The sequence below is a fragment of the Bradyrhizobium sp. AZCC 1588 genome, assembly GCF_036924735.1.
Lineage (GTDB): Bacteria > Pseudomonadota > Alphaproteobacteria > Rhizobiales > Xanthobacteraceae > Bradyrhizobium.
Genome location: NZ_JAZHSC010000001.1, coordinates 6,934,025 through 6,958,534, shown reverse-complemented (window position 1 = coordinate 6,958,534; position 24,510 = coordinate 6,934,025). Strand labels below are relative to the sequence as shown.

The 24,510-nt window shown below is 63.5% G+C and carries 22 protein-coding genes and 1 pseudogene; 16 read left to right on the top strand and 7 right to left on the bottom strand.

Annotated elements, in window-relative coordinates; translation table 11 throughout:
- Position 1 precedes the first annotated feature (1 nt).
- From V1277_RS32515 to V1277_RS32505, 3 genes are all read left to right on the top strand, one after another.
- Complete coding sequence (locus V1277_RS32515) at positions 2 to 847, top strand: phosphatase PAP2 family protein (protein ID WP_334419816.1); 846 nt, start codon at positions 2 to 4, stop codon at positions 845 to 847.
- Positions 848 to 921: 74 nt separating this feature from the next.
- Entirely contained in the window at positions 922 to 1,662 is a 741-nt protein-coding gene (locus V1277_RS32510) for a glycosyltransferase family 2 protein (RefSeq protein WP_334420515.1), read from the top strand.
- Positions 1,662 to 2,000 (top strand): lipid-A-disaccharide synthase N-terminal domain-containing protein, encoded by a 339-nt coding sequence (locus V1277_RS32505; RefSeq protein ID WP_334375519.1) that lies wholly within the window; start codon positions 1,662 to 1,664, stop codon positions 1,998 to 2,000. The genes V1277_RS32510 and V1277_RS32505 overlap by 1 nt, the downstream gene beginning before the upstream one ends.
- Positions 2,001 to 2,003: 3 nt before the next feature.
- Here V1277_RS32505 and V1277_RS32500 read toward each other — a convergent pair.
- Positions 2,004 to 3,690 (bottom strand): annotated as a pseudogene (locus V1277_RS32500) (Na/Pi cotransporter family protein).
- 269 nt (positions 3,691 to 3,959) lie between these two features.
- Between V1277_RS32500 and V1277_RS32495 the strand changes: the two are divergent.
- Both V1277_RS32495 and V1277_RS32490 read left to right on the top strand, forming a co-directional pair.
- Positions 3,960 to 4,205: a PilZ domain-containing protein gene (locus V1277_RS32495; RefSeq protein WP_028346170.1), complete on the top strand. Its 246-nt coding sequence runs from the start codon at positions 3,960 to 3,962 to the stop codon at positions 4,203 to 4,205.
- A gap of 148 nt (positions 4,206 to 4,353) precedes the next feature.
- Positions 4,354 to 5,181 (top strand): tetratricopeptide repeat protein, encoded by an 828-nt coding sequence (locus tag V1277_RS32490; protein WP_334419815.1) that lies wholly within the window; start codon positions 4,354 to 4,356, stop codon positions 5,179 to 5,181.
- A gap of 132 nt (positions 5,182 to 5,313) precedes the next feature.
- Here V1277_RS32490 and V1277_RS32485 read toward each other — a convergent pair whose 3' ends face one another.
- From V1277_RS32485 to V1277_RS32465, 5 genes are all read right to left on the bottom strand, one after another.
- Positions 5,314 to 6,597: an AAA family ATPase gene (locus V1277_RS32485; RefSeq protein WP_334419814.1), complete on the bottom strand. Its 1,284-nt coding sequence runs from the start codon at positions 6,595 to 6,597 to the stop codon at positions 5,314 to 5,316.
- Positions 6,594 to 7,334 (bottom strand): CpaD family pilus assembly protein, encoded by a 741-nt coding sequence (locus V1277_RS32480; protein WP_334419813.1) that lies wholly within the window; start codon positions 7,332 to 7,334, stop codon positions 6,594 to 6,596. Before V1277_RS32480 ends, V1277_RS32485 begins: the two co-directional genes overlap by 4 nt.
- A 41-nt stretch (positions 7,335 to 7,375) precedes the next feature.
- Positions 7,376 to 8,809, bottom strand: coding sequence for a type II and III secretion system protein family protein (locus V1277_RS32475; protein ID WP_334419811.1), 1,434 nt, complete (start codon positions 8,807 to 8,809; stop codon positions 7,376 to 7,378).
- A 44-nt stretch (positions 8,810 to 8,853) separates the two neighbouring features.
- Entirely contained in the window at positions 8,854 to 9,651 is a 798-nt protein-coding gene (gene cpaB / locus V1277_RS32470; RefSeq protein WP_334419810.1) for a Flp pilus assembly protein CpaB, read from the bottom strand.
- Positions 9,652 to 9,929: 278 nt separating this feature from the next.
- On the bottom strand, positions 9,930 to 10,592 hold the full coding sequence (locus V1277_RS32465; protein WP_334419809.1) for a GntR family transcriptional regulator: 663 nt from the start codon (positions 10,590 to 10,592) through the stop codon (positions 9,930 to 9,932).
- A 123-nt stretch (positions 10,593 to 10,715) separates the two neighbouring features.
- Here V1277_RS32465 and V1277_RS32460 point away from each other — a divergent pair, with 123 nt between their 5' ends.
- From V1277_RS32460 to thrS, 7 genes are all read left to right on the top strand, one after another.
- Positions 10,716 to 11,516 (top strand): enoyl-CoA hydratase/isomerase family protein, encoded by an 801-nt coding sequence (locus V1277_RS32460; protein WP_334419807.1) that lies wholly within the window; start codon positions 10,716 to 10,718, stop codon positions 11,514 to 11,516.
- Positions 11,517 to 11,524: 8 nt separating this feature from the next.
- On the top strand, positions 11,525 to 12,778 hold the full coding sequence (locus tag V1277_RS32455; protein WP_334419805.1) for a CaiB/BaiF CoA transferase family protein: 1,254 nt from the start codon (positions 11,525 to 11,527) through the stop codon (positions 12,776 to 12,778).
- A gap of 52 nt (positions 12,779 to 12,830) precedes the next feature.
- Positions 12,831 to 13,823, top strand: a complete 993-nt coding sequence (locus tag V1277_RS32450) for a Bug family tripartite tricarboxylate transporter substrate binding protein (protein WP_334419804.1) — start codon at positions 12,831 to 12,833, stop codon at positions 13,821 to 13,823.
- Positions 13,824 to 13,833: 10 nt separating this feature from the next.
- Positions 13,834 to 14,316 carry a tripartite tricarboxylate transporter TctB family protein gene (locus tag V1277_RS32445; protein ID WP_334419803.1) on the top strand — a complete coding sequence of 161 codons (483 nt, stop codon included), beginning with the start codon at positions 13,834 to 13,836 and terminating at the stop codon, positions 14,314 to 14,316.
- An 11-nt stretch (positions 14,317 to 14,327) separates the two neighbouring features.
- Entirely contained in the window at positions 14,328 to 15,854 is a 1,527-nt protein-coding gene (locus tag V1277_RS32440; protein WP_334419802.1) for a tripartite tricarboxylate transporter permease, read from the top strand.
- Positions 15,851 to 16,882, top strand: a complete 1,032-nt coding sequence (locus V1277_RS32435; RefSeq protein WP_334419801.1) for a 4-hydroxythreonine-4-phosphate dehydrogenase PdxA — start codon at positions 15,851 to 15,853, stop codon at positions 16,880 to 16,882. The genes V1277_RS32440 and V1277_RS32435 overlap by 4 nt, the downstream gene beginning before the upstream one ends.
- Positions 16,883 to 17,178: 296 nt before the next feature.
- Entirely contained in the window at positions 17,179 to 18,375 is a 1,197-nt protein-coding gene (thrS, locus tag V1277_RS32430) for a threonine--tRNA ligase (protein ID WP_334419800.1), read from the top strand.
- Between the two features lie 33 nt (positions 18,376 to 18,408).
- Here the strand turns inward: thrS and metC are convergent, their stop codons facing one another.
- A complete protein-coding gene (gene metC / locus V1277_RS32425; RefSeq protein WP_334419798.1) occupies positions 18,409 to 19,602 on the bottom strand; it encodes a cystathionine beta-lyase in 1,194 nt (397 codons plus the stop codon).
- 337 nt (positions 19,603 to 19,939) lie between these two features.
- Between metC and V1277_RS32420 the strand changes: the two genes are divergently transcribed.
- The 4 genes from V1277_RS32420 to V1277_RS32405 are packed head-to-tail and all read left to right on the top strand — an operon-like array spanning position 19,940 to position 24,460.
- The gene (locus V1277_RS32420) at positions 19,940 to 20,956 is read left to right on the top strand and encodes an amino acid ABC transporter substrate-binding protein (protein WP_334362475.1); all 1,017 of its coding nucleotides are present in this window, start codon (positions 19,940 to 19,942) and stop codon (positions 20,954 to 20,956) included.
- Between the two features lie 24 nt (positions 20,957 to 20,980).
- Positions 20,981 to 22,186, top strand: coding sequence for an amino acid ABC transporter permease (locus V1277_RS32415; protein ID WP_334419795.1), 1,206 nt, complete (start codon positions 20,981 to 20,983; stop codon positions 22,184 to 22,186).
- Positions 22,183 to 23,706: an amino acid ABC transporter permease gene (locus tag V1277_RS32410; protein ID WP_334419793.1), complete on the top strand. Its 1,524-nt coding sequence runs from the start codon at positions 22,183 to 22,185 to the stop codon at positions 23,704 to 23,706. The genes V1277_RS32415 and V1277_RS32410 overlap by 4 nt, the downstream gene beginning before the upstream one ends.
- Positions 23,707 to 23,716: 10 nt before the next feature.
- Positions 23,717 to 24,460 (top strand): amino acid ABC transporter ATP-binding protein, encoded by a 744-nt coding sequence (locus V1277_RS32405; protein ID WP_334375502.1) that lies wholly within the window; start codon positions 23,717 to 23,719, stop codon positions 24,458 to 24,460.
- The last annotated feature ends 50 nt before the right edge of the window (positions 24,461 to 24,510 follow it).

The window sequence follows — 24,510 nt, the reverse complement described above, 5'->3', positions numbered from 1 at the left end:
GATGGCTGCGAGCCCTTCTGTTGACGATTCCAAAACCTATCTTGCGCGTTTCTCCACGCTGACGTGGCTGTCATTGGCGCAACTCGTGCGGTCGCCGTCGCATTCGCGGCGAGCCGAAGCCGCTCGCCGCGCGGCGCGTCACGTCTTGTGGATCTCGGCAGGTCTCGGCGCAGCGATCGTGGTGTTGATGTATGCGATCGATGCGTGGGAAATCGCCCAGATGCCAAAGCGCGGCACGCCCTCGCTGTGGTGGGTCCGCATTCTCACTGATTTCGGCAAGGACGAATATGTGTTGGCGGGGCTGGCAGGATTGCTGATCGCGGTCGCGATCGCCGCACCGGCCCTGCATGGCATCAGGCGCTCATTGCTGCTTAGTCTCGGAACACGGCTGCAGTTCATCTTCTGCGCCGTCGCCGTGTCCAGTCTGGTCACCGAGGTGCTGAAATACAGCATCGGTCGCGGTCGGCCGTTTGTCGGCGGCGAGGCCAATGCTTTCCACTTCTCGCACTTCGCGGGCCACCCCGCTTATTTCAGCTTTCCTTCCGGCCACGCCACGACCGCCTTTGCGCTCGCGTTCGCCGTGTCGGTCATCTGGCCGAAAGCTCGCTTTGCGATGGCCGTCTATGCCCTCATCATTGCGGCGACCCGTCTGGTGCTGGTTGCCCACCATCCGAGTGACGTGGTTGCCGGGGCGCTGATCGGCATCGTCGGAGCGATGTTCGTGCGATACTGGTTTGCGGCCCGCCGGCTCGGATTTGCGATCCAGCGCGACGGCAGCATCGTGTCTCTTGCCGGGCCCTCGTCCGGGCGCCTCAAAAGGGTTGCCCGCGGCGCTTTCGCCCCATAAAAGCGGACGCCGCCAGACGGCCCGATACGCCCGGTTCCGGGTCCTTCCAAACCAACCAGACGAGTGCCGATTTGATACCTGCCGACAGAGATGCGGTCGCCGTTTCAATCGTTGTGCCGGTCCGCAACGAGGCGGACAACGTCGCGCCGCTGATTGCGGAAATCGTCAGCGCACTCGGCCGCCGCTGGGCCTACGAGATCATCTATGTCAACGACGGTTCGACGGATGCGACCGCCGAGCGGCTGGCGGCGATGATGAAACAGTATCCGCAGCTTCGGCAACTGAAGCACGCCGCCTCAAGCGGGCAATCGGCGGCGGTGCGTAGCGGCGTGCGGGCCGCGCGCGGCGCCATCGTGGCGACTCTCGACGGCGACGGGCAAAACAATCCGGCGTTCCTGCCGGACCTGATCGCTGCAGTCGAAAAAGGCGGTGGCCGCGTCGGTCTTGCGGCAGGCCAACGGGTCGGGCGCAAGGATACCGGCTTCAAGAAACTGCAGTCGCGGATCGCCAACGGCGTGCGCAACGCGATCCTGCGCGACGGTACCCGCGACACCGGTTGCGGGCTGAAGGCGTTCCCGCGCGAGGTGTTCCTCTCGATGCCCTATTTCGACGGGCTGCATCGGTTCCTGCCGGCGCTGGTGCGCCGCGAAGGTTTCGACATCGCTTACGTCGACGTGATCGACCGCCCGCGCCATTCCGGCGTGTCCAATTACGGCTTCTTTGACCGGCTATGGATCGGGATCATGGATCTCGCCGGCGTGTGGTGGCTGATCCGACGCAAGAAGTCGACGCCCGTTGTGATCGAGGTTCGCTGATGCTGATTCAATACGGCCAGGCGCTCGGCGACTATCTCTACGACGTGTTCGTCGCCAAGTTCGATTTCTGGCTGGCGTTCGGGCTGATCGCGCAATTGCTGTTCACCGCGCGATTCCTGGTGCAGTGGATCTCGAGCGAGCGGGCCGGACAGAGCGTGGTGCCGATGGCGTTCTGGTTCTTCTCGATGGGAGGCGGCATGATGACGCTGATCTACGGCATCGCCAAGCGCGAGCCCGTGATCATCATCGGCCAGTCGATGGCCACGATCATCTACATCAGAAACATCATGCTGATCGTGAAGAACCGTGCCACTGCCTCGAAGACGCTCGATCGCTGACTGTCAGCGGCTCGGCGCCGCCGTGGGCAGTGCGGGCAATTCGCTTTCGGCGCTGCGATGGGCGGCGAGTTCACCGGCGGCATCGAGCACGGGGTAGGCGACCGAGCAGATGTGCGAGTGAATGCGCCGGAGGTCGCGCAACACGTCGAGATGAAGCGACGTGGTCTCGATGGTTTCGGGCCGGCCCTCGCGCAGGCGGTCGAGGTGCCGCTCGGTGGCGGCGAGCTCGGCATTGCGCAGCGCGGCCTTTTCGGCCAGCAATTTTCGCGCTTCGTTGAGGTCACCCGACATGAAGACCCCGAACGCGATCCGCAGCGAATCCATAGTGCGCTTGTGGAAAGCCGAAAGCTCCTCGGCGCCCTCGGCCGAGAACTGGAAGCGGCGCTTGATCTTCTTGGTTGCCAGCTCGCTCAGATTCTTGTCGATGATGTCGCCGATATGCTCGAGGTTGATGGCGAAGGAGACGATCTCCATCGCCCGGTGTCCCTCGCGCTCGTCGAGACTGCCGCGGGTGAGTTTCGTGACATAGAGCTTGATCGCCTCGTCGAGGCTGTCGACGCTGTTGTCCATCCGCGAGACCTCGTCGACCAGCGCGCGGTCGTTGGTCATCATCGCCGCCATCACCTTGCGCAGCATGATCTCGACGTGATCGCCCATATGCAGGGTCTCGCGGGCGGCATCCGCCAACGCGAGGGAAGGGGTCTCGAGTGCGCTCTCGTCGAGATAGCGCGGACCTGTCGGGTCGGCCTCCTTGACGCGCTCGGGCAGCAACCTCTTCAACAGCCGCGCCATTCCGTCGAGCAGGCCAATGAAGAGAGCTGCGGTCGCAACGTTGAAGGCGATGTGGAACAGGGCGGTTGCCTTGGCTACATCCGGTTGCCACGCGATCAGAAGCTCCGCGATCGGCTGCAGGAACGGCGCCACCAGCAGCACGCCGACAAGCCGGTTGACGAGATTGCCGAGCGGAAGCCGATAGCTGGCGGGATTGTCGCGGCGCGCGCCCTCGACGATCGGATTGATGGCGCTGCCGAGATTGGCGCCGAGCACGAGCGCCAGCGCCGCATAGGGGGTGATGAAATGCGCATAGGCCAGCGACATCACCAGCAGTACGCTGGCAACAGAGGAATGCACGAGCCAGGTCACGATCGCAGCGAACAGGATGCAGAGCACGGGATCGCCGGTGATGGCGTTCATGAATACGCGCACGCCCGGCGCGTTCTCCCGCCGGCGCCAGCGTATTGAGCAGGATGTGCAGCGCCAGCAGCATCAGGCCGAGGCCGATAAAGACGCGGCCGATGTCCTTGATGCGCGAGCGCGGCCCGGTGCGAAAGGCGACCAGGCCAATGATGAACAGCACCGGCGCGACGGCGGCGATGTTGAACGACAGGATCTGCACGATCAGCGTGGTGCCGACATTGGCACCGAGCATGATGGCGAGCGCAGGCACCAGGCTGACGAGCCCGTCCGACGTAAACGAACTCGTGATCAGCGCCGTCGCGGTGCTGCTTTGAAGCAGCGCGGTCAGGCCGAGACCGGCGGCGAGGGCGGAGAAGCGGTTGCTCAGGGCCTTCGCCAGTAACATTCGCAGGTTCGGCCCGAACGCGCGCAGGATCCCGCTGTGGACCATGTGCAGGCCCCACAGCAGCAATGCTACGCCGCCCATCAGGTCGAGAAGGACGAGGCTTCCCATGCGCGTCGGTTTCCGCCAAATCGAGTCGAGGGGTCAGGCTATCGCCTAACGAGGGGCGATCAACCCTTTAATTTGCCGAAAATTGCAGTGCATGGGCGCTGCTCGATCGTAGCTTGCCGGTGCTCGGAGGTCTTCGGCTCCGGGTTCGGTAAACGGAATTCGAACGTATCAGTTACATTGCGAGCCGTTGCGCTAGGTCAATTCCAACAATTCTTCTGTAAAGCAGAGGGCACCTTCGGGTGAATCACTCCAGCAAGGCCAGGGTAGACATGTTAGCGAATCGCCGCAGAAGCGAACGACGTGCGTGCAGAAACTTTGCGAAAATACAGTTTGCGACCGGCGGATTGCCGCGCGACTGCATGATTACAGACATGTCGGATGGCGGCGTGAAGATCATCGCCGAATATCCCGAAATTCCTCCCGAATTCACGGTGATCTTTTCGGAGGGAAGGCCGCGTCAGTGCAAGCTGGCCTGGCGGATCGGTTGCGAACTCGGCGCGCAATTCCTCGACTAGGCGGCTCGGCGAAACGGACCGGCACGCGCGTGCCTGGCGGCAGCCGCCCGCAAAGGTCACCAATTACCGCAAAAGCGGGCCAGCTTAACCGGAACTTAGGGTTAAGCTGTGAACACTTCTGGACAGTCGCCGCCGTGAGTCCCGCTACATGTTCCAGAAGTTACCCCATCCGCTCCGCGTCACGCGGCTCCTTGCGTGCACGTCGACCCTGATCCTGGTATTGGGGCTCGGCGGCTGCCAGACCTCGGGACTGTCAGACATTACCGGTTCGATCGGCGAGAAGGCTGACGCTGACCACGCCACCGATCCGCGCCGCGATGTCCAACTTTACCAGGAACGCTATCGCGTCAATCCGAAGGATGCCGACGCGGCCCTGAAATACGGCAAGGCGCTTCGCGCGACAGGGCAGCGGTCGCAAGCGGTTGCGGTGCTCGAACAGGCCTCCATCGCCCATCCGGGCAATAAGCTGCTGCTCGCAGCCTACGGCCGCGCGCTGGCGGATAATGGCAATTTCCAGCAGGCCTTTGACGTGCTCGGCCGAGCCCACAGCCCCGACGATCCCGATTGGCGGCTGCTGTCGGCGCAGGGAGCAACACTGGATCAACTCGGCCGATACGAGGAGGCGCGGCAATACTATGCGAGCGCGCTGAAAATCGTGCCCGACCATCCGTCGGTGCTGTCCAATCTCGGACTGTCCTACGTGCTTTCGAAGGACCTGCCCAGGGCCGAGGAGACGCTGCGCCGCGCCCACAGCCTGGCCGGGACCGATCCGCGCGTGCGCGCCAATCTTGCACTGGCGGTCGGCCTGCAGGGTCATTTTGCCGAGGCGGAAAAGATCGTGAAGGCCGACCTGCCGCCCGCCGAGGCGGCAGCCAACGTCGCGCAATTGAAGCGGATGCTGGCGCGCAAGGACAGGGAGAACGCGCGAGCTGAGGCCGACAAGATGCCGATCGCCTCGGCCCGACGCACCGACTAGTCTAGCGCTCTACCGGTTCCGATCCAATCAGAACCAACAGAGCCTGAATTCACCCGGATCAAGTTGGGGCAGGCTTTCGCTCGAAACGCGATCAGCGTCAGCAGCCAACGCCGCTGCGCCGTTATCCTTTGCTCACGCTCTGCGGGCCGTCGCGCCCTGCAGCTTCTTGATGATCGGCATCAGGAACGAAGTCCGCGACCGCTTGGTCACGGCATGGCCCGTCATGCGCTGCGCGATCTGCAGGAACATCTGGGTGGTGCGATGCTTCGCGGCGATCTGCGCGATCATCTGGCCGTTGTTGGCGGCGGTGCCGAACATCTTCGAATCGAACGGAATCGCCGCGATCGGCTGGCTCTCGATTGCCTTGGCGAATTCGCGCGTGGAGATCTCCGGACGCTTGTGCATTCCAACCTGGTTCAGGCAATAGAGCGGCGGGCGGTCATTGGGCCGCGCCGCCTTCAGCACGTTCAGCATGTTCTTGGTGTTGCGCATATTGGCGAGGTCAGGCTCGGCGACGATCAAAATGTCGTCCGCGCCGACCAGCGTGCGCTTGGTCCATGCCGACCACTGATGGGGGACGTCGAGCACGATGCACGGGGTCGTCATGCGCATCGTGTCGAAGATCGCATCGAACGCATCGGCGCCGAAATCATAGACCTGGTCCAACGTTGCCGGCGCGGCCAGCAGGTCGAGGTGGTCGGTGCATTTCGCCAGCAGACGTTCCATGAAGGCGGAGTCCGGCCGTTCCGGCTGGAAGACTGCATTGGCGATGCCTTGAACCGGATCCTGATTGTAGTCGAGGCCGGCGGTGCCGAAGGCAAGGTCGAGATCGATCACGACGGAATCGAGCGCCAGATCGCGCGCGATCATCCAGGCCACATTGTGCGCGACGGTGGATGCGCCGACGCCTCCCTTGGCGCCGACGACGGCAACGATACGGCCGACGGCTACGGTCTCGGAGGCCGCGTAAAGGCCACATATCGCACGAACTACGTCGATCGGTTCGATCGGTCCGGTGACGTAGTCGCTGACGCCACGCCGCACCAGTTCGCGATAGGGTGCGACGTCGTTGGCGTTGCCGATCACGACAACGCGCGTTCCTGCGTCGCACACGGTCGCGAGTTCATCGAGGCCTTCGAGGATGTCGGTGGCCGGGTCGCTCTCCAGCAAAATAACGTTCGGCGTCGGTGCCTTGTGGTAGGCCTCGATGGCGGCGGCAATACCGCCCATGTGAACCGAAAGGTGCGCCTTGCCGAGACGGCGGTCTTCGCTCGCCGCGCGAACCGCGGTTGCGATCGCTACGCTGGCGCAAAAGGCCTGTACCGATACGCGCGGCGCCGGCGAGATGTATTCCTCGGGCTGCGCCGGCGTGTCGTCCAGTTGGTCGTCGGAGTTTTGAAAGACGCGGCTGATCATTTGCCTGTATCGCTGAGTTTGGCCTTGTCGGCTTCGGGGTAGGTGGTCTCGGTCGCAACGCCCTTGCGATATTTGTCAAAGGCGATATTGCGCCGCGGCGTGTAGGCGGCCGTCTCGGGGCGCGGCTGCTCGAGGTCCGCCGGATTGTCGATCATCGCCGCCAGGTTGCGCTGGGTGGCGCAGCCAAAATTGTGATAGGAGCGGTTTTCGTTGTAGGCGACGTTGTCGATGTTCGGGCCGAGGTCTTGCGGCCACAGGCCGCAAGGACCGGCCACCGCCTTGATCTTCGGATAGCTCAGCCTGATCGTCGGCAAGGTCCTGATATCGTCGGGACGGTAGTGATGCAGCGTGATGGCGCGCGAGGGCACGCCGCCCGCCATCAGCACCGACTGGATTTCTCGAAACGTCGCCGCAGCCGCGCGGGCATTGGGCGTATCTGTCGGGACGTCCGCAATGATCGCGCCGGTGCCTTCGCGCGCCCATGTCCGCGCCAGGCCCATGACGTCGGTGCGTTGCGGCCCGGAGAGGCCGCCGCGGGCATGACCCACGAACACGACGATCGAATGGTTGGCTTCGGTCACGGCGATCGGATGACGGTGGCGGTAATCATCGGATACGCTGGCGGTCACGATTTCCGTGGTCTGTGGCGTGCAAGCACCGAGCGCCGCCGAAAGGCCGAAGAGGGCACCAAGAATGCCCAAAGCCTTGACGCGATGGAGCGGAATTTTCGTTGTCATCGTTCTGTCCTCGTCCCCACTCGGTGAACAGTTCTGCGGTCTCAATCGATGATGAAGCCGAAATTGCCCTGGACGTCGCTGACGGGATCGATGCGAGCGGCGACGCCGTAGATCCGGTTGATGCGCCCGAGCAGCGTGGATTGGGAGTCGGATGCCGGCGCAAACCCGTCGTCGGGCCGCGACAACTCCTTCTGCGCGACCGCGCGCACGACGTAGGGCGTCACGATGACCATCAGCTCGGTCTGGTTGTTGACGAAGTCCTGGCTGCGGAACAGCGCGCCCAGCACCGGCAATTGATCGAGTCCCGGCAGCCCGTTGATGGCCTGCTTGGTTTGCTCCTGGATCAGGCCGGCCATCGCCATCGAGCCGCCGGAGGGTATTTCCAGCGTCGTCTCGGCGCGGCGGGTCTTGATCGAGGGAATGGTTGTTCCACCTTGGCCGCCAGTCAGAGAGTTTTCGGTCGAGACTTCCGAAACTTCCGTCATCACCCGCAGGCTGATCCGACCCTCAGAGAGTACGACCGGCGTGAAGTTGAGCGAGATGCCAAATTTCTTGAAGCTGACAGTCTGGACGCAATTTCCGATGCCACCGCCCGTTGTTGTTTGGCAGCTCACGCCGGTTGGAATGGGAAATTCGCCGCCCGAGATAAACGTTGCGGATTCGCCTGATATCGCTGTCAGATTGGGTTCGGCGAGCGTCTTCACGACTCCGGCCTTTTCCATCGCGCGAAGCACGGCCTGGACCGACGGCATCGTGCCGGCTGCTATGCCAAGGCCATTGCCAGGCACGAGGGGCGCGTTGTTTGCAGTGAAGGGATTGGTATTGTTGAAATTCACAGTCGTATTGCCGACATTCAATTGGGCGCTGAGATCGACACCCATTTGTTTGACGACATCCCGCCGGACCTCCGCGACAGTGACCTTCAACATCACCTGGTCGCGGCCGCGAACGACGATCGAGTTGACGACCTTCTCGGACCCGCCGACCAGCCGCGCGGCAATCTCGCCGGCCTGCTGGGCTTCGACCGGGCTCGAAACCGAGCCGGTCAGCAGCACGCTGTCGCCGACGCCCTCGATCTGAATCCCTGGCAACGACTGCCGCAGCGCGGCGCGCACGCCGTTGAGGTCTCGCTTGATTGCGATGTCGTAGGAGGCGATCTGCTGGCCGTCGCCGTCGAAAAACACCACGTTGGTCTGGCCGACGGCGCCGCCGATGATATAGGCGCGTTGCGGCGAGCGAATGACGGCATTGGCGATCTTCGGATCGGCGACCAGCACATCCTTCACATCGCGCGGCAGGTCGACGACAACCGACTTGCCGACACCGAGCGACAGAAAGCGCATCTTGACCGGGCCGATGGCAGACGTCGTCACCGGATCCTTCTCGGACTCCGCTGCGACCACAGGCAGCAGCGGCCCGAGCGTCAGCGCAGCGACAGCCGACAATAACAGGGTGCGCACCGCCACAGTTCGCATCGCTGACTGATTTTCCCCAAACTTCATCTCGGGCGTCCTTTCGGTCACTTCTGTGCCGTCGTTTGATTAGCGACCCCGTAGCGAACCACGTTGACGCTCTGGCTTCGTTGCTGAGCCTGTTCCTCGGAACGGCCTTCGGCCGCGTTGACATCGGTGATGCTGCGCAGCGCGAGCGACAGCGTGCCGCTCTGGCGCGCACGCGCCAGCGTCTCAGCCTGCTCGGGCTTCAGTTCGAGCGTGGCGGTGCGGCCGACGAGGGAGTTGCTGCCCTCTTTTTCTTTCGGCGCCTGATCGATCGCCAGCACGCGGATGTTGGAGAGAATGATTTCCGACTGGACGACGTCGGGCCCCTTGCTGTCCGGATTCTTTTCACGCTTGGAGAGGATGACGTCGACACGGTCGTTGGGCAGGATAAAGCCGCCGGCGCCGGTTTCCGGCGAGATCTCGGTTGAGAGCGCCCGCAAGCCGGTCGGCAGGATGGCTGCCATGAAGCCGGAGCCATTGGCCTTGACCAGTTTCTGTTCGCGGATCGGCTCGCCAGCGAAGAACGGGCTGCGCGCGATCGAGCCGGCGATTTCGTTGATGGCTTCGGCCTTGCTGGCGCGGTTGATCAGATTGCTGCCGGCGGTCGCGGCCGGCCAGGCCTGCCATTGCAGGTCCTCGGGCTTGACCGGCTGGCCGAGCCCGATGTCGGACTTCGCGACCAGGATCTCCACCGTCGGCAACTGTGCGACCGGTTCGGCCGCCGGGCGGGATTGTTCTTCGGTGCCACGGGCGAGATAGGCGGCAACACCGCCGGCACTCAATGCGATGGTCAGAACGACGACACGTGCGATGTTCATACGCTTTACTACTCTTACGCAGGGACGTCCCACTGCACGGCAATGGCAGCCATCCCCGGAGGTATGACTAGGCATCAAAGGTATAAGGGAACTTGAGGGTTGAATTATTTGGTCGATCGCACGGCGGGATTCGCCGTCATGGTGAACGGGTGGTTATCGTTTTGGAAAAACCGCTCCGCAGAAACCCGGGGTCGTCTCGGCGTGGGCGTAGCAACGGCCGAATGCGGGTAGAGATGGACGGGCGCTTCGGATGCGAATCAGCGTCAGGCTAGACGCTGCTATGATGCGCGCGCCTCATCTTGCGGCTCGGTCTCCGCGAAGCCGGCCTGCAAGACTTCCTCGCGCTTGTGGCGCAGATGCGCGCGCAGGATATGCGACAACCCCACGCCGTCGCGGCGTTGGAGTGCATTGAGGATCGCTTCGTGCTCCTGCACCGCCAGCGCCCAGCGCCGCGGTGTCATCGGCGTGACGTAGCGCGCACGCCGAATGCGGGCCGTAACGGATTCATATAGGCCTGACAGCACCGGGTTGCCGGCCGCGGCGATGATCGCCTCGTGGATGGTGCGGTTGCAGCGGTAGTACTGGAGAAGGTCGCGATCGCCGTAGTGCCGTACCATCGCGGCGTGGACGGCGGCGACCTCGGCGATCTCGGCATCCGTGATGCGCTCGCAGGCCAGTTCGCCGGCCAGCGCCTCTAACCCCTGGCACACCTCGAACAGGTCGCGCATGTCCCTGTCGGTCAGCCTGGCCGCGCGCGAGCCGCGGTTCGGCAGCAATTGAACCAGGCCCTCGGCGGCGAGCACTTTGAGGGCTTCGCGCAGCGGCGTGCGCGAGATCTGCAGCCTTTCACAGAGGTCGCGCTCGGGAATCCGCGCGCCCGGCGGGATCTCGCCATCGAGCAACATGGCGCGGACGCGGCCTACGACTTCCTCATGAAGCATCGCCGTAAGATCCAGTTTGAATGCAAAAATGGCTATATCACCGGAATCTTGCTAGTTCCAGCTTGATAAATCGTGTTTTTGCATTCAGAGTTGGTTAAAATCGATTAAGAAAGGGCCGGCGGGATGGATCAAGACGTAACGGTACGGGAGGATGACCTCCTGTTTGCCCTTGATGACGGTATCGGCCGGATAACCTTCAACAGACCGCAGGCGCGCAACGCCTTCACCTTCGCGATGTACGAGCGGCTGGCTGCGATCTGCGAGCGCGCCAACCGCGACCATGCGATCAAGGTGCTGCTGCTGCGGGGAGCCGGCGACAAGGCGTTCGCCGCGGGCACCGACATCAACCAGTTCCGGGCCTTCAAGGCGCCGCAGGACGGGCTCGACTACGAGAACCGCATCGACCGCGTGCTCGGCATCCTCGAAACATGCCGGGTGCCGACCATTGCCGCCATCAACGGCGCCTGCACCGGCGGCGGCGCGGGAATCGCGGCCTGCTGTGACCTCCGCATCGGCACTCGGAGCACGCGGATGGGGTTTCCGATCGCGCGCACGCTCGGCAATTGCCTGTCGATGTCGAATATCAGCCGCATCACCGCGTTGATCGGCCCGGCGCGCGTCAAGGATCTGATCTTCACGGCACGGCTTGTCGAAGCCGAGGAGGCGGCCTCAGTAGGCCTGCTCAACGAGGTCGTCGATGATCTGGCCGCGCTCGACAGGCGCGCCGACGAGATCGCACGGCTCGTTGCCGGCAACGCGCCGCTGACGCTGAGCGCGACCAAGCAGGCAGTCGCCCGGCTGCAGAAACGGCTGACGCCCGAGGAGGGCGAGGACCTCATCCTGATGTGCTACACCAGCCAGGATTTCCGTGAAGGGCTCGACGCGTTTCTCACCAAGCGCGCGCCGCAATGGCGCGGCCAATAGGAGCCCGCATGTCCCTTCAAAACGACACGACGCCGCGTTTGGGGCCGCTTGCCGGCCTCAAGGTCATCGATCTCACCCATGTGATGGCGGGACCGACCTGCACGCTCATGCTCGCCGACATGGGCGCCGATGTCATCAAGATCGAGAAATGGCCAAATGGCGACGACACGCGGCACTCGGTGCCACCGAAGATCGGTGACGAGGCGGCCTCGTTCCTGATGATGAACCGCAACAAGCGCGGCATCGTGCTCGATCTGAAGACCGCAGGCGGCAAGCAAGTGCTGCGGCGGCTGATCGCGGACGCCGACGTGCTGGTCGAGAATTTCGCGCCCGGCGCGATGGAGCGGTTAGGCTTCGGCTATGAGGAACTGCATCGGGATTTTCCGGCGCTGATCTATTGCTCGCTCTCCGGTTTCGGCCGAACCGGCCCGTACAAGCATCGTCGCGGCTTCGATCTGGTGGCCCAGGCGATGAGCGGCATCATGAGTTTCACGGGCGAACGGCCGGATGGTCCGCCGGTCAAGTGCGGCCCGCCGCTGTCCGATATCACGGCCGGACTCCTCGCCAGCATGGGCATCCTTGCCGCCTATTCGCACCGGCTCAAGACCGGTGAAGGGCAATGGGTGGAGACCTCGCTCTACGAGGCGGCGCTGGTTCAGACCTATTGGCAGTCGACGATTGCGCTCGCCAGCAACGTGGCACCGCGCGCCATGGGCTCGGCCCATCCGCTCAACGCACCGTATCAGGCGTTCGAGGCATCCGATGGCTGGCTCGTGGTAGGCGGCGCCAACAAGAAGCACTGGCTATTGATGCTGGAAGCGCTTGGCGCGCTGGAACTGGCTTCCGACCCGCGCTTCGTCAACGGCTCCGACCGCATGGCGAATCTGAAGGAGCTCGAAGCCGAATTGAGCGGGCGTTTCCGCAAACAGACGCGGGCGCATTGGCTGGCGGCACTTGACGAGAGGGGCGTGCCCTGCGGCCCCGTGCACGACATGCTGGAAGCGCTGAGCGATCCGCAGACGCTCGCGCGCGAGATGGTGGTTGAGGTCGAACATTCGACGCTCGGACCGGTGAAGACAATTGGACTGCCGGTTAAATTCTCGGCGACCCCAGGCAAGGTGCGTTCGGGCGCGCCTGTTTATGGCGAGCATACGCGAGAGGTGCTGCGCGAACATGGTTTTGATCAGGCGCAGATCGACGCGTTTGAGCGGGAGGGTGCGATCGTTGCCGCCTCGGCCGGCCGCAAGGAGCAGGTCGCCTGACGAGAAAACGAGAATACGAACGACAACAAGAAATGCCTACGGGGAGCAAACCATGAAGATCACGTCAAAACTGCTGCTGTCGACGACGGCTTTCATGCTCGCGGGCGCGCTTCCGGCCACCGCGGCCTGGCAGCCGCAGAAGCCGATCGAGTTCGTCGCAACGGCGGGGCCGGGTGGCGGCACCGACAATCTTGCGCGCGCCGTCCAGAGCATCGTCACCAAATACAAACTGACCGACCAGCCGGTCGTGGTCGTCAACAAGGGCGGCGGCAGCGGAGCGGAAGGCTATGTCTACGGCAAGGCGTCCGCCGGCGATCCCTACAAGGTGATCTTCGGTACCTCGAACGCGTGGCAGCAACCGCTCGTCTCCAAGGTCGCCTTCAACTACACCGATCTCACCCCGATCGCCGCGATGGCGCAGGACGAGTTCCTGCTGTGGGTGAAGCAGGACGCGCCCTACAAGACCGCAGGTGATTTCCTCAAGGCGGCGGCCGCGACCGAGTTCAAGATGGGTGGCGCGCAGTCCAAGGACACTGATGAGGTCTTGACGCGGATGATCGAGAAGGCGGCGCGCGTCAAATTCACCTACATCCCCTTCAAGAGCGGCGCCGAGGCAGCCGTGCAACTGGCCGGCGGCCATATCGATGCCCACGTCAACAATCCCTCCGAGAGCCTTGGGCAATGGCGCGGCAGCACCCAGCGTCCGCTCTGTGCGTTCAGCCCGAAGCGGTTGCCGCAAGGGCCGAAGGTCACGACGTCAGAAGGCTGGAGCGACGTGCCGACCTGTGTCGAGCAGGGGCTTGCGATTTCGCAATATGAGCAACCGCGGACGGTGTGGCTGCCCGGCAAGGTCAGCCCGGAGCAGGCGGCGTTCTACGTCGATCTATTGAAGAAGGTGCAGGCGACGTCGGAATGGAAGGATTACATCGAAAAGACCTCGCAGGTTGATACCTTCCTGACTGGCGCTGCGTTCGACAACTTCATCAAGCAGGACCTCGAACATGTAAAGCAGGTCGCGGGCGAACAGGGCTGGCTGGTGAAGTAGGACTGGTGCGATGATATCACGACGCGCGCTCGAGATAGCCGCCGCGGCGCTGACCGGAATCTTTGGCGTCGTTGTCGTTGTTTCCAGCATCGACAACGGCATCGGCTGGTCGAGCGCCGGCGTCGACGCCGGCACGTTTCCGTTCCTGACCGGAATCATCATCGTGCTCGGCAGCCTTTACAACATGGCGCAGGGCGCCGTGGGGCGCGGCACCCTCGCAATGGTCAGGACAGCCATAACGCCATCCGAGTTGCGCCGCCTCGCGGGGTTGTTCGTTCCAGCCGCGATTTTCGTCGCCGTCATTCCAATGGTTGGAATGTATCTCGCCTCGGCGGGCTATGTTTTCGCGGTGCTGGCGCTGCCGAGGCGGCAATCGGTTTTGCGCGCGCTTGTTATCGCCGCGGCAACGCCGCTTACGCTTTACGTCCTGTTCGAGCGCATGTTCCAGGTGTCGCTGCCGCACGGCGCGCTCGCCGCCGCGTTCGGTTTCTAAAGGGACGGGCGATGGAAAACCTTCAATCGCTCCTGCACGGTTTCACCATCGCGGTTACCGTTCCGCACCTGACGCTGATGGTGATCGGCGTCCTGCTCGGCATTCTCGTCGGCGTTCTGCCCGGCCTGGGTGCGCCAAACGGAGTGTCGCTATTGCTGCCGCTGACCTTCGGCATGCAGCCGGTGTCGGCGATCATCCTGCTTTCGAGCATGTATTGGGGCGCGTTGTTCGGCGGCTCGGTGACGTCGATTCTGTTCAACATCCCGGGCGAACCATCGTCGGTCGCCACCACCTTCGACGGCTATCCGATGGCGCGCGATGGCAGGCCGACAACGGCGCTGGCCACCGCTTTCGGCTCGGCAGCGTTCGGCGCGCTTGTCGGCGTGATCCTGATTACGTTTCTGGCGTCCTGGGTAGCGCAGGTGGCGCTCGCCTTCGGACCGCCCGAATATTTTGCGGTCTATTTCCTTGCCTTCGCCAGTTTCGTCGGCATGGGCGGTGCGGCTCCGATCAAGACGGTGGTGGCACTCGCGATCGGTTTTGCCATCGCGGCGATCGGCATCGATACCGTCTCGGGCAGCGTGCGGCTCACCATGGGTATCGACGAGCTGGTGAAGGGCGTCAGCTTCGTCGTTGCCGTGATGGGGCTGTTCGGCATCGGCGAATTGCTGATTGCGGTGGAGGAGGAGTTTCAGGCCCGCGCGGTATCGTCGAGGGTGGATTGGAAGGAAGTCTTCCGGGCGCTCGGCCGTCTGCCGCAGCATGGCATTGCATTGCTGCGCAGCGCCGCCATCGGCTGCTGGATGGGCATTACGCCGGGTGGTCCGACCGCCGCTTCCTTCATGAGCTATGGCATCGCCAAGCGCTTCTCGCGCAATGGCGCGCGTTTCGGCACCGGCGAGGCCGAGGGCATCGTCGCGCCGGAGACGGCCGACCACGCCGCCGGCACCAGCGCGCTATTGCCGATGCTCTCGCTCGGCATTCCCGGCTCGGCTACGGCTGCTGTCATGATGGGCGGGCTGATGATCTGGGGATTGAATCCCGGACCGATGCTATTCGTCGACCAGAAGGATTTCGTCTGGGGGCTGATCGCCTCAATGTATGTCGGCAACATCGTTGCGGTTGCGCTCGTGCTGCTCACCGTTCCCGTGTTCGCCGCCCTGATGCGCATTCCCTTCGCCGTCATCGCCCCTCTGATCGTCATCATCTGCGTCGTCGGCGCCTATTCGGTCTCGAACTCCTATCTCGACGTCGTCTTGATGCTCGGCTTCGGTGTCCTCGGCTATCTCTTCAAGAAGCTGCACTATCCGTTGGCTCCGTTGGTGCTTGCGATCGTGATCGGCGACAAGGCTGAGGACGCGTTCCGGCAGGCCATGCTGATGTCGAAGGGATCGCTCGGGATATTCTTTGCGAACCGGCTGGTGACGACCCTCGTTCTGGCCGGGATGGCGTTGCTCCTGCTTCCGCTCGTCCTGCAGATCGTGCGTCTGCTGCGAAAGCCGGATGAAGCCGCTGATGAAAAGGTGAGGATCGTATGAAGCTGCATAGCCCCGGCAAGCCGGTGATCGCGCTGGCGATGGGAGACCCCGCCGGTATCAGCCCGGAGTTGACCGCAAAACTCGCTTGCCTCGATGAAATCCTTTCCCGCGCACGCCTGATCGTGATCGGAGATCGCCGCGTTTTCGACGAAGGCGCGCGCGTGGCCGGCGTCAGGACGGACCTGCCAAATGTAGCGCCATCTGTGGACCCACGATCAATCGGCAGTGACGCCGCTTTTATGGACCTTGGCCATCTCGATCCGGCGACCATCGAACGTGGTGTCGCGAGCCAGGCCGGTGGCGCGTTCGCGCTGGAGAATTATCGTCGCGCGCTCACGCTGGCGCGTGACGGGCAGGCCGACGCGGTCTGCTTCACGCCGTTCAACAAGAAGGCAATGCGGCTCGCGCGCGCGGAGTATGATGACGAGATCGCGTTCTCCGCCGAGGTCGCCGGCCTGAAAACGCCAGCCAGCGAATTCAACGTGCTCGACAGGCTGTGGAATGCCCGCGTCACCTCGCACATTGCGCTCAAGGATGTGGCCTCGCGTCTCTCCGTCGAGCGCATCCATCGCGCGCTGAAACTGACCGATGCCTGCATGCGACAGGCCGGCTTTGCCGAGCCCCGTATCGCGGTGGCCGGGCTCAACCCGCATGCCGGTGACGGCGGCAATTTCGGCCGCGAGGAGATCGATCTGATCGAGCCTGCTGTTATGGCCGGCCGGGCCGAAGGAATAGCGGCGGAAGGGCCGTTTCCGGCCGATACGGTTTTCCTGCGCGCCAAGAACGGGGCCTTCGATGCGGTGCTGACGATGTACCACGACCAGGGCCAGATCGCGATGAAGCTGATGGGCTTCGATCGCGGGGTGACAATTCTCGGCGGCTTCCCGTTTCCGATCTGTACGCCGGCGCATGGCACGGCCTATGACATCGCCGGCCAAGGCGTCGCCTCGGTTGGCGCCAGCCGCGCTGCTGTGTTGCTCGCGGCTGAGATGGCTGATACGGCCGGGTTGCGAAATCGGGCGGCGTGAAGCGCCGGCCGAGGCCGCGGACTCATTAGCACACAGCCAGGTGCGAATGGATGCGAGCTTGACGAACGCTAGGCGGCTGGCGTTGACGCCTGAGCGTTTTGCCGCCATATACAGAGTATGAAGAAGCTTCAGTCAGCCGCATTGACCGCGACCGCTTACGGCGGATCGCCTGCTGGTTGCGCGCGCTAGAGACAAGCGTACTTCACCCAGAAAAGGCCCCGCCGGCGACGGACGGGGCCTTTTCTGTTTTTTGATGGTCTCCGTCCGCGCTTTTTCCGATCACAGGGAATACAGCCATGGACGATCTCGACCACAGAAATCTCGGTGTGAAGCTCAAACTTTGGCACCTTCAGGAAGATGCGCCGGGCATGGTGTTCTGGCATCCGCGCGGCTACGCGGTCTACCGGGTGTTGGAGGACTATGTCCGGCGCAAGATGCGCCGAGCCGGCTACGCCGAGGTCCGGACACCGCAGTTGCTGCCAAAGGAGTTCTGGGGCCGCAGCGGGCACTGGGACAAGTTCGGCGAGCACATGTTCCGGGTCGACGACGGCGAGCTGGCGATGGCGCTGAAACCGATGTCGTGCCCGTGCCACGTGCAGATCTTCAACAAGGGGCTGCGCTCGTGGCGGGAGCTTCCGATCCGCTATGCCGAGTTCGGCGCTTGCCACCGCAACGAGCCTTCCGGTTCGCTCCACGGCATCATGCGGACGCGCGCCTTCGAGCAGGACGACGCGCATGTGTTCTGCCGCGAGCAGGACGTGGAGCGCGAAGTCGCGTGCTTCATCGCCCTGCTGGGCGAGGTCTACCGGGAGCTCGGTTTTCCCGACTACGAGGTGGCGCTGGCGACGCGGCCGGCGGTGCGTGCCGGCGACGATGCGGTCTGGGACTGGTCGGAGGCGAAGCTCGGCGATGCCGCGCGGCAATGCGGCCTCGTGCCTCAAATCAACCCTGGCGAAGGTGCGTTCTACGGACCGAAGCTGGAATTCGCGCTGCGCGACCGGCTGGGACGATCCTGGCAGTGCGGCACCGTGCAGATCGACGGCGTGCTGCCGCAGCGGCTCGAGGCGTCCTACATCGCCCCCGACGGCAGCCGCGCGAGGCCCCTGATGATCCACCACGCCATCTTCGGATCGCTCGGCCGCGTGATCGCGATCCTGCTCGAGCACCACGGCGGCGTGCTTCCCTTCTGGCTGTCGCCAGACCAGGTCGCGGTCGCGCCGATCTCGAAAGACCAGGCCGGATACGGCGCGGACGTTCTGGCAGCGCTGGAGGATGCCGGGATTCGGACTGTTGCCTATGACGGCGCCGACACCCTTTCGCGGCGTATTGTGGCGGCCCATGAAATGGCGGTGCCGGTGATGGCTATCGTCGGTGAGCGCGAGATGAGGGACGGCCGCGTGACCTTGCGCGAGCGCGACGGCTCACAGGCCGACGTGCCTCTGGCCGAGGCGGTGTCCCGCCTGCAGGCGAGGGCCCGGCCGGGCGCTGGCTGAAGCCCTGTACGCTCGAACTTATGGCCTCACGCCCTAGGTGGCCGCCTTCAATGCCGCAAAACCGCGCTCGAGATCGGCCTTGAGGTCGTCGACACTCTCGAGGCCGATGTGGAGCCGCAGCGTCGGCCCGCCGGGGGACCATTTGGTCGCGGTGCGGTAGGGATCGCAGTCGAACGGGATGATGAGGCTTTCGAAGCCGCCCCACGAATAGCCCATGCCGAACAGTTTGACAGCATCGAGCAGGGCATCGACCGCCTTTTGCGGCACCGGTTTCAGCACGATGCTGAACAGGCCGGAGGCGCCGGTGAAGTCGCGCTTCCAGATCGCGTGGCCGGGATGGCTTTCGAGCGCCGGATGCAAGACCTGCAGGACTTCGGGGCGGCCGGCGAGCCAGCGCGCCATTTCCAGGCCCGAGCGATAGTGCTGCGCGAGCCGCACCGAAAGCGTGCGGGTGCCGCGCAGCGCCAGGAATACGTCGTCGGGTCCGGCGCAGACGCCGAGCAGGCGGATACCCTCGGTGAGCAGCGGCCAGGCTTTTGCATTCGCCGAAATCGTGCCGAACATAATGTCGGAATGGCCGCCAATATATTTGGTGGCGGCCTGCATGCTGATGTCGACGCCCTGGTCGAGCGAGCGGTGAAACAGTGGCGTCGCCCAGGTGTTGTCGTCGATGACGAGCGCGTCCCTTGCATGCGCGACTTCAGCGATGGCGGGAATGTCGGTCATTTCAAACGACTGCGAGCCGGGTGCCTCGACCAGCACCGCTCTGGTGTTCGGTTTAAATAGCTTCTCTATCCCAGCGCCGACCAGCGGATCGAAATAACCGACCTCGACGCCGTAACGGGTCAGCATGCCGGTGCAGAAATTGCGCGAGGGCCGGTAGACGTTGTCGGTCACCAGCAGATGATCGCCGGCCTTCAAGACCGACAGGAGCGTGGTGGTGATCGCGGCAAGTCCCGATGCCGCGAGGCCGACGCCCGCGCATTGCGGGCCCTCCAGTGACATCAGGACGTTCTGCAACGCCTGCGTGGTCGGGCTGCCATGACGCCCGTAGGAGAATTCGGCGCGGTGGGCGTGCAGGTCCTCCGCGGTCGGATAGAGCACGGTCGACCCGCGGTACACCGCCGGATTGACGAAACCCCTTTGTCCCTTGGTGTCACGGCCGGCGGTGACCAGTCTGGTTTCGGGCTTTGGCGGGTTGGACGGACCGTCGTTCGAAAAGCTCATGCGTTTGCATTATCCAAGACGTTATGCCGCAGCCACAACTTGATCGCGAAAACACCGGCGAGCGGCGGGTCGAGGCCGGGTGAGTTAATAACAAGACACAGAAGACGGCAGTCAACCCCTTGACCCGGCACGCCAGTCGTTCTGAGATGCGCGCCAACGAACAGTCGCTGCAAGTTGAGGGGCCTGCCGCGATATCAGATCCACCGCCTGACCGGATTGGCACGCCAAATGCACGGTCGGGACGACGCTTTTCAGCGAGGGATCAGCGGGTTGGCCCCACAACGTCAGGCGTTGCCTAAAAAACGATCTCCGGACGTCCCCTTGAAAGGCCTAACCCATGAAACGCGTATCTCTGGTTGTTACCCTTGCCCTTGCCGCCGGCCTCTCGGCCCAGGCCGCCTCGGCGCAAACCCTCAAGACGGTCAAGGACCGGGGCATGCTGTCCTGTGGGGTCAGCCAGGGCCTGCCGGGCTTCTCGACGCCGGACGACAAGGGTAACTGGACCGGGCTCGATGTCGACATCTGCCGGGCGATCGCGGCTGCCATTTTCAACGACGCGACCAAGATCAAATTCGTCCCGCTCTCGGCCAAGGACCGTTTCACCGCGCTGCAGTCGGGCGAGATCGACGTGCTGTCCCGCAACACCACCTGGACGCTGTCGCGCGATACCTCGCTGGGCGCCAACTTCACCGGTGTTACCTATTATGACGGCCAGGGGTTTCTGGTGAAGAAGTCGCTGAAGGTGAATTCGGCGCTGGAACTCAACAGTGCGTCGGTTTGCGTGCAGACCGGCACCACGACCGAACAGAACCTCGCCGACTACTTCAAGGGCAACAACATGAAGTATGAGGTGATCGCGTTCGCGACCGCCGACGAGACCGTCAAGGCCTATGAGTCCGGCCGGTGCGACGTGTTCACCTCCGACGTCTCCCAGCTCTATGCCGAACGCCTGAAGGTCGCCAACCCAGCCGATCACGTCGTGCTGCCCGAGGTGATCTCGAAAGAACCGCTCGGGCCGATGGTCCGCCATGGCGACGATCAGTGGTTCGATATCGTGAAATGGACGCTGTATGCGATGGTCGGCGCCGAAGAGCTCGGCTTGACACAGAAGAACGTCGACGAGATGGCCAAGTCCGACAAACCCGAGGTCAAGCGCGCCGTCGGCACAGACGGCAATCTGGGCGAGCAACTCGGCCTGACCAAGGACTGGATGGTGCGGGTCGTGAAGGCGGTCGGCAATTACGGCGAGTCCTTCGAGCGCAACGTCGGTTCCGGCTCCAAGCTCGGTATTGCCCGCGGCCTCAACCAACTCTGGAGCAAGGGCGGTATCCAGTACGCCCCGCCGATCCGCTAAGCGCCAGCGAGAGGGGCTGCGGCGATGGCCATCGAACCCCGAAAACCACCGTCGCAGCTACTTCCCAGGCTGCAGCGCGCGCTCGGCGGCCGTGCTGGCTGGAGCGGATTCGTCCTCCAACTGCTGTTCGTCGCCGCGCTCGCATGGATCTCCTACGAGATCGTCGCCAACGCCCGCGCCAATTTGCAGGCGCAGCGGATCACCGCGGGCTTCGGCTTCCTTGCCAACAATGCCGGCTTTGACGTCAGCCAGAGCCTGATCCCGTATTCGGGGTCCGATCCCTACACGCGCGTATTTTTCGTCGGGCTGCTCAACACGTTGCTGGTCTCGGTGATCGGCATCTTCTTCGCCACCCTGATCGGCTTCCTGGTTGCGCTCGGCCGGCTGTCGCCGAACTGGCTACTGGCGCGAATCTCGGGCGGCTATGTCGAACTGATCCGCAACCTGCCGCTGCTGTTCCAGATCCTGTTCTGGTATCTCGCGGTGCTGGCCGCTTTACCCAATCCGCGGCAGAGCATCTCGGTCTTCGACAGTTTCTTTCTCAGCAATCGCGGGCTGGTCATTCCGAAGCCGATCGGCGAGGCCGGCTTCGAGCCGTTCGTCGTTGCCCTGCTGGTTGCGATCGTCGCCGCGATCGCATTGTGGCGATACGCGCGCCGTCAGCTCTTCCAAAGCGGCAAGGTGATCAAGGTCTGGCCCTATGCGCTCGCCATGGTGATCGGACTGCCGCTGCTCAGCGTGCTGATTTTCGGCGTACCTGTCACGTTTGAAGTGCCCGTGCTCAGAGGCTTCAACTTCGCCGGCGGCTCGCGGCTCATACCGGAATTCGTCGCGCTCACGCTGGCGCTGTCGACCTACACGGCAGCCTTCATCGCCGAGATCGTGCGCGCGGGCATTCTCTCCGTGCACAAGGGCCAGATGGAAGCCGGCTCCTCGCTCGGGCTGCAGCGCGGCTCGGTGCTGCGGCTGATCGTGATCCCGCAGGCGATGCGCGTGATCCTGCCCCCGCTCACCAACCAGTACCTCAACCTGACCAAGAACTCCTCGCTGGCGGTCGCGATCGGCTATCCCGATCTGGTCTCGGTGTTCGCCGGGACCACGCTGAGCCAGACCGGGCAGGCGATCGAAATCATCGGTATCACCATGGGCGTCTATCTCCTGATCTCGTTGGTCACCAGCGCGATCATGAGTTTCTATGGATGGCGGATCAGCCGGAGCATGGGCGGATGAGCGACACGACTTCATCCATTTTCGTCCGCCATGACCTCGTGCCCGAGCGGGCCGCGCCCGTGAAGACCACCGGCTTCATCGGCTTCCTGCGCACGCGGCTGTTCAATTCGCCGACCAACATCCTGATCACGATTGTCAGCGTGTTGTTGCTGTGGGTCACTGTCGTTCCGGCCGTGAAGTTCGCGCTGGTCGATGCGGTCTGGACCGGCACGGATCGGACGGCCTGTCTCGCTGAAAATGTTGGACGCCCGGTCGGCGCCTGTTGGCCGTTCATTCAAGCGAAGATTTACCAGTTCATCTATGGGTTCTACCCGGAGCCGGAGCGCTGGCGCGTCAACCTGACCTTCATTCTTGCCGCTATCCTGCTGGTTCCGCTGCTGGTTCCGCGTTTGCCGGCCAAGGGTCCGAACGCCATCCTGTTCTTCGTGGCGTTACCTGTCGTCGCCTTCTTCCTGCTGCGCGGCGGTGGGCTCGGCGGCTTCGGCGTGAGCTGGACCGCCGGGCTGCTGTCTGGCTTCAACGATAGCATCGGCGACGGCGGCAGGAAGCTCGTGGCCGCGGGCGAGGCGACGGCCGTGATCGGACCGCTGTTATGGGTCCTCGGCAAGCTGATCGTACTGGTGAGCACGGTGATTGGCTGGGTGCTGTTGCCGCTAACCTGGCTGCGCGATCAGATCCAGGGCTTCGGCCGGCCGGTCTGGACCGACCTCGCCGCGACCGCGTTGATCGTGTCGGCGCTGCTGTTCTGGCTCGGTGGCGGCTTGCGCTCCGGCTGGCGTCCGCTCGTCACCTGCCTTGGGGTCTTTGTCGCCATCGCGCTGGTGATCGCGGTGATGGGGCTCGACAGCGGCGGACTTCCGGAGGTCGACACGCGGTTGTGGGGCGGCCTGCTGGTGACGCTGGTGGTGTCCGTCGTCGGCATCGTCGCCTCGATGCCGGTCGGCATTGCGCTGGCGCTCGGGCGGCGCTCGACCATTCCTCTGATCCGGATTTTCTCGATCGCCTTCATCGAGTTCTGGCGCGGCGTTCCGCTGATTACCGTGCTGTTCTTTGCAACCTATATGCTGCCGCTGTTCGTGCCGGCCGGCTTCACCATCGACGGGCTGATGCGCGCCCTGATCGGCATTGCGCTGTTTGCCGGTGCGTACCAGGCCGAAGTCATCCGCGGGGGGCTGGCGGCGATCCCGCGCGGGCAAGGGGAGGCGGCGAGCGCGCTCGGCCTGTCCTGGGGCAAAACCACGGCTCTGATCGTGATGCCGCAGGCGCTGCGCCATGTCATCCCCGGTCTCGTCAACAGCTTCATCGCGCTGTTCAAGGATACCTCGCTGGTTTCGATCGTTGCGCTGTTCGACCTGCTTGGCAGTCTGCGCGCCTCGTTCTCCGATCCGGTCTGGTCGACCCCGACAACGCTGTTTACCGGCTTTACCTTTGTCGGCATCATCTATTTCGTCTTCTGCTTCGGGATGTCGCGTTACTCGCTGTTCGTCGAGAACCGGCTGAACGCACATCGTCGCAACTGAGTACATCACCATGACCGCAAACTCGATCGTTGGCATCAACGCACTCAACAAATGGTACGGCGATTTTCATGTCCTGCGCGACATCAACCTCGATGTCGCCAAGGGCGAGCGCATCGTGATCTGCGGCCCCTCAGGCTCGGGCAAGTCGACGCTGATCCGCTGCATCAACGCGCTGGAGGAATTCCAGGAAGGCCAGATCGTGGTCGAGGGCATCGAACTCGGTCCGAACCTGCGACGGGTGGATGAAGTCCGCCGCGAGGTCGGCATGGTGTTCCAGAGCTTTAACCTGTTTCCGCACCTGACCGTGCTTGAGAACTGCACGCTGGCACCGATCTGGGTACGCAACATTCCGAAAAAGGACGCCGAGGCGACCGCGATGAAATTCCTGGAGCGGGTCAAGATCCCGCATCAGGCCAACAAATATCCCGGCCAGATGTCGGGCGGTCAGCAGCAGCGCGTCGCCATTGCCCGCGCACTGACCATGAATCCGAAGGTGATGCTGTTCGACGAGCCGACCTCGGCGCTCGACCCGGAAATGGTCAAGGAAGTGCTCGACACCATGGTCGATCTCGCCAGGGAAGGCATGACCATGTTGGTGGTCACCCACGAAATGGGGTTTGCCCGCGAAGTCGCCAACCGCGTCGTCTTCATGGACGCGGGCCAGGTGATCGAGTCAAACACGCCGCAGGAATTCTTCGCCAATCCGCAGCACGCGCGGACGAAGCTGTTCCTAAGTCAGATTCTAAGGCATTAACGGCTGTCGTTCCGGGGCGCGCGAAGCGCGAACCCGGAACCTCGAGATTC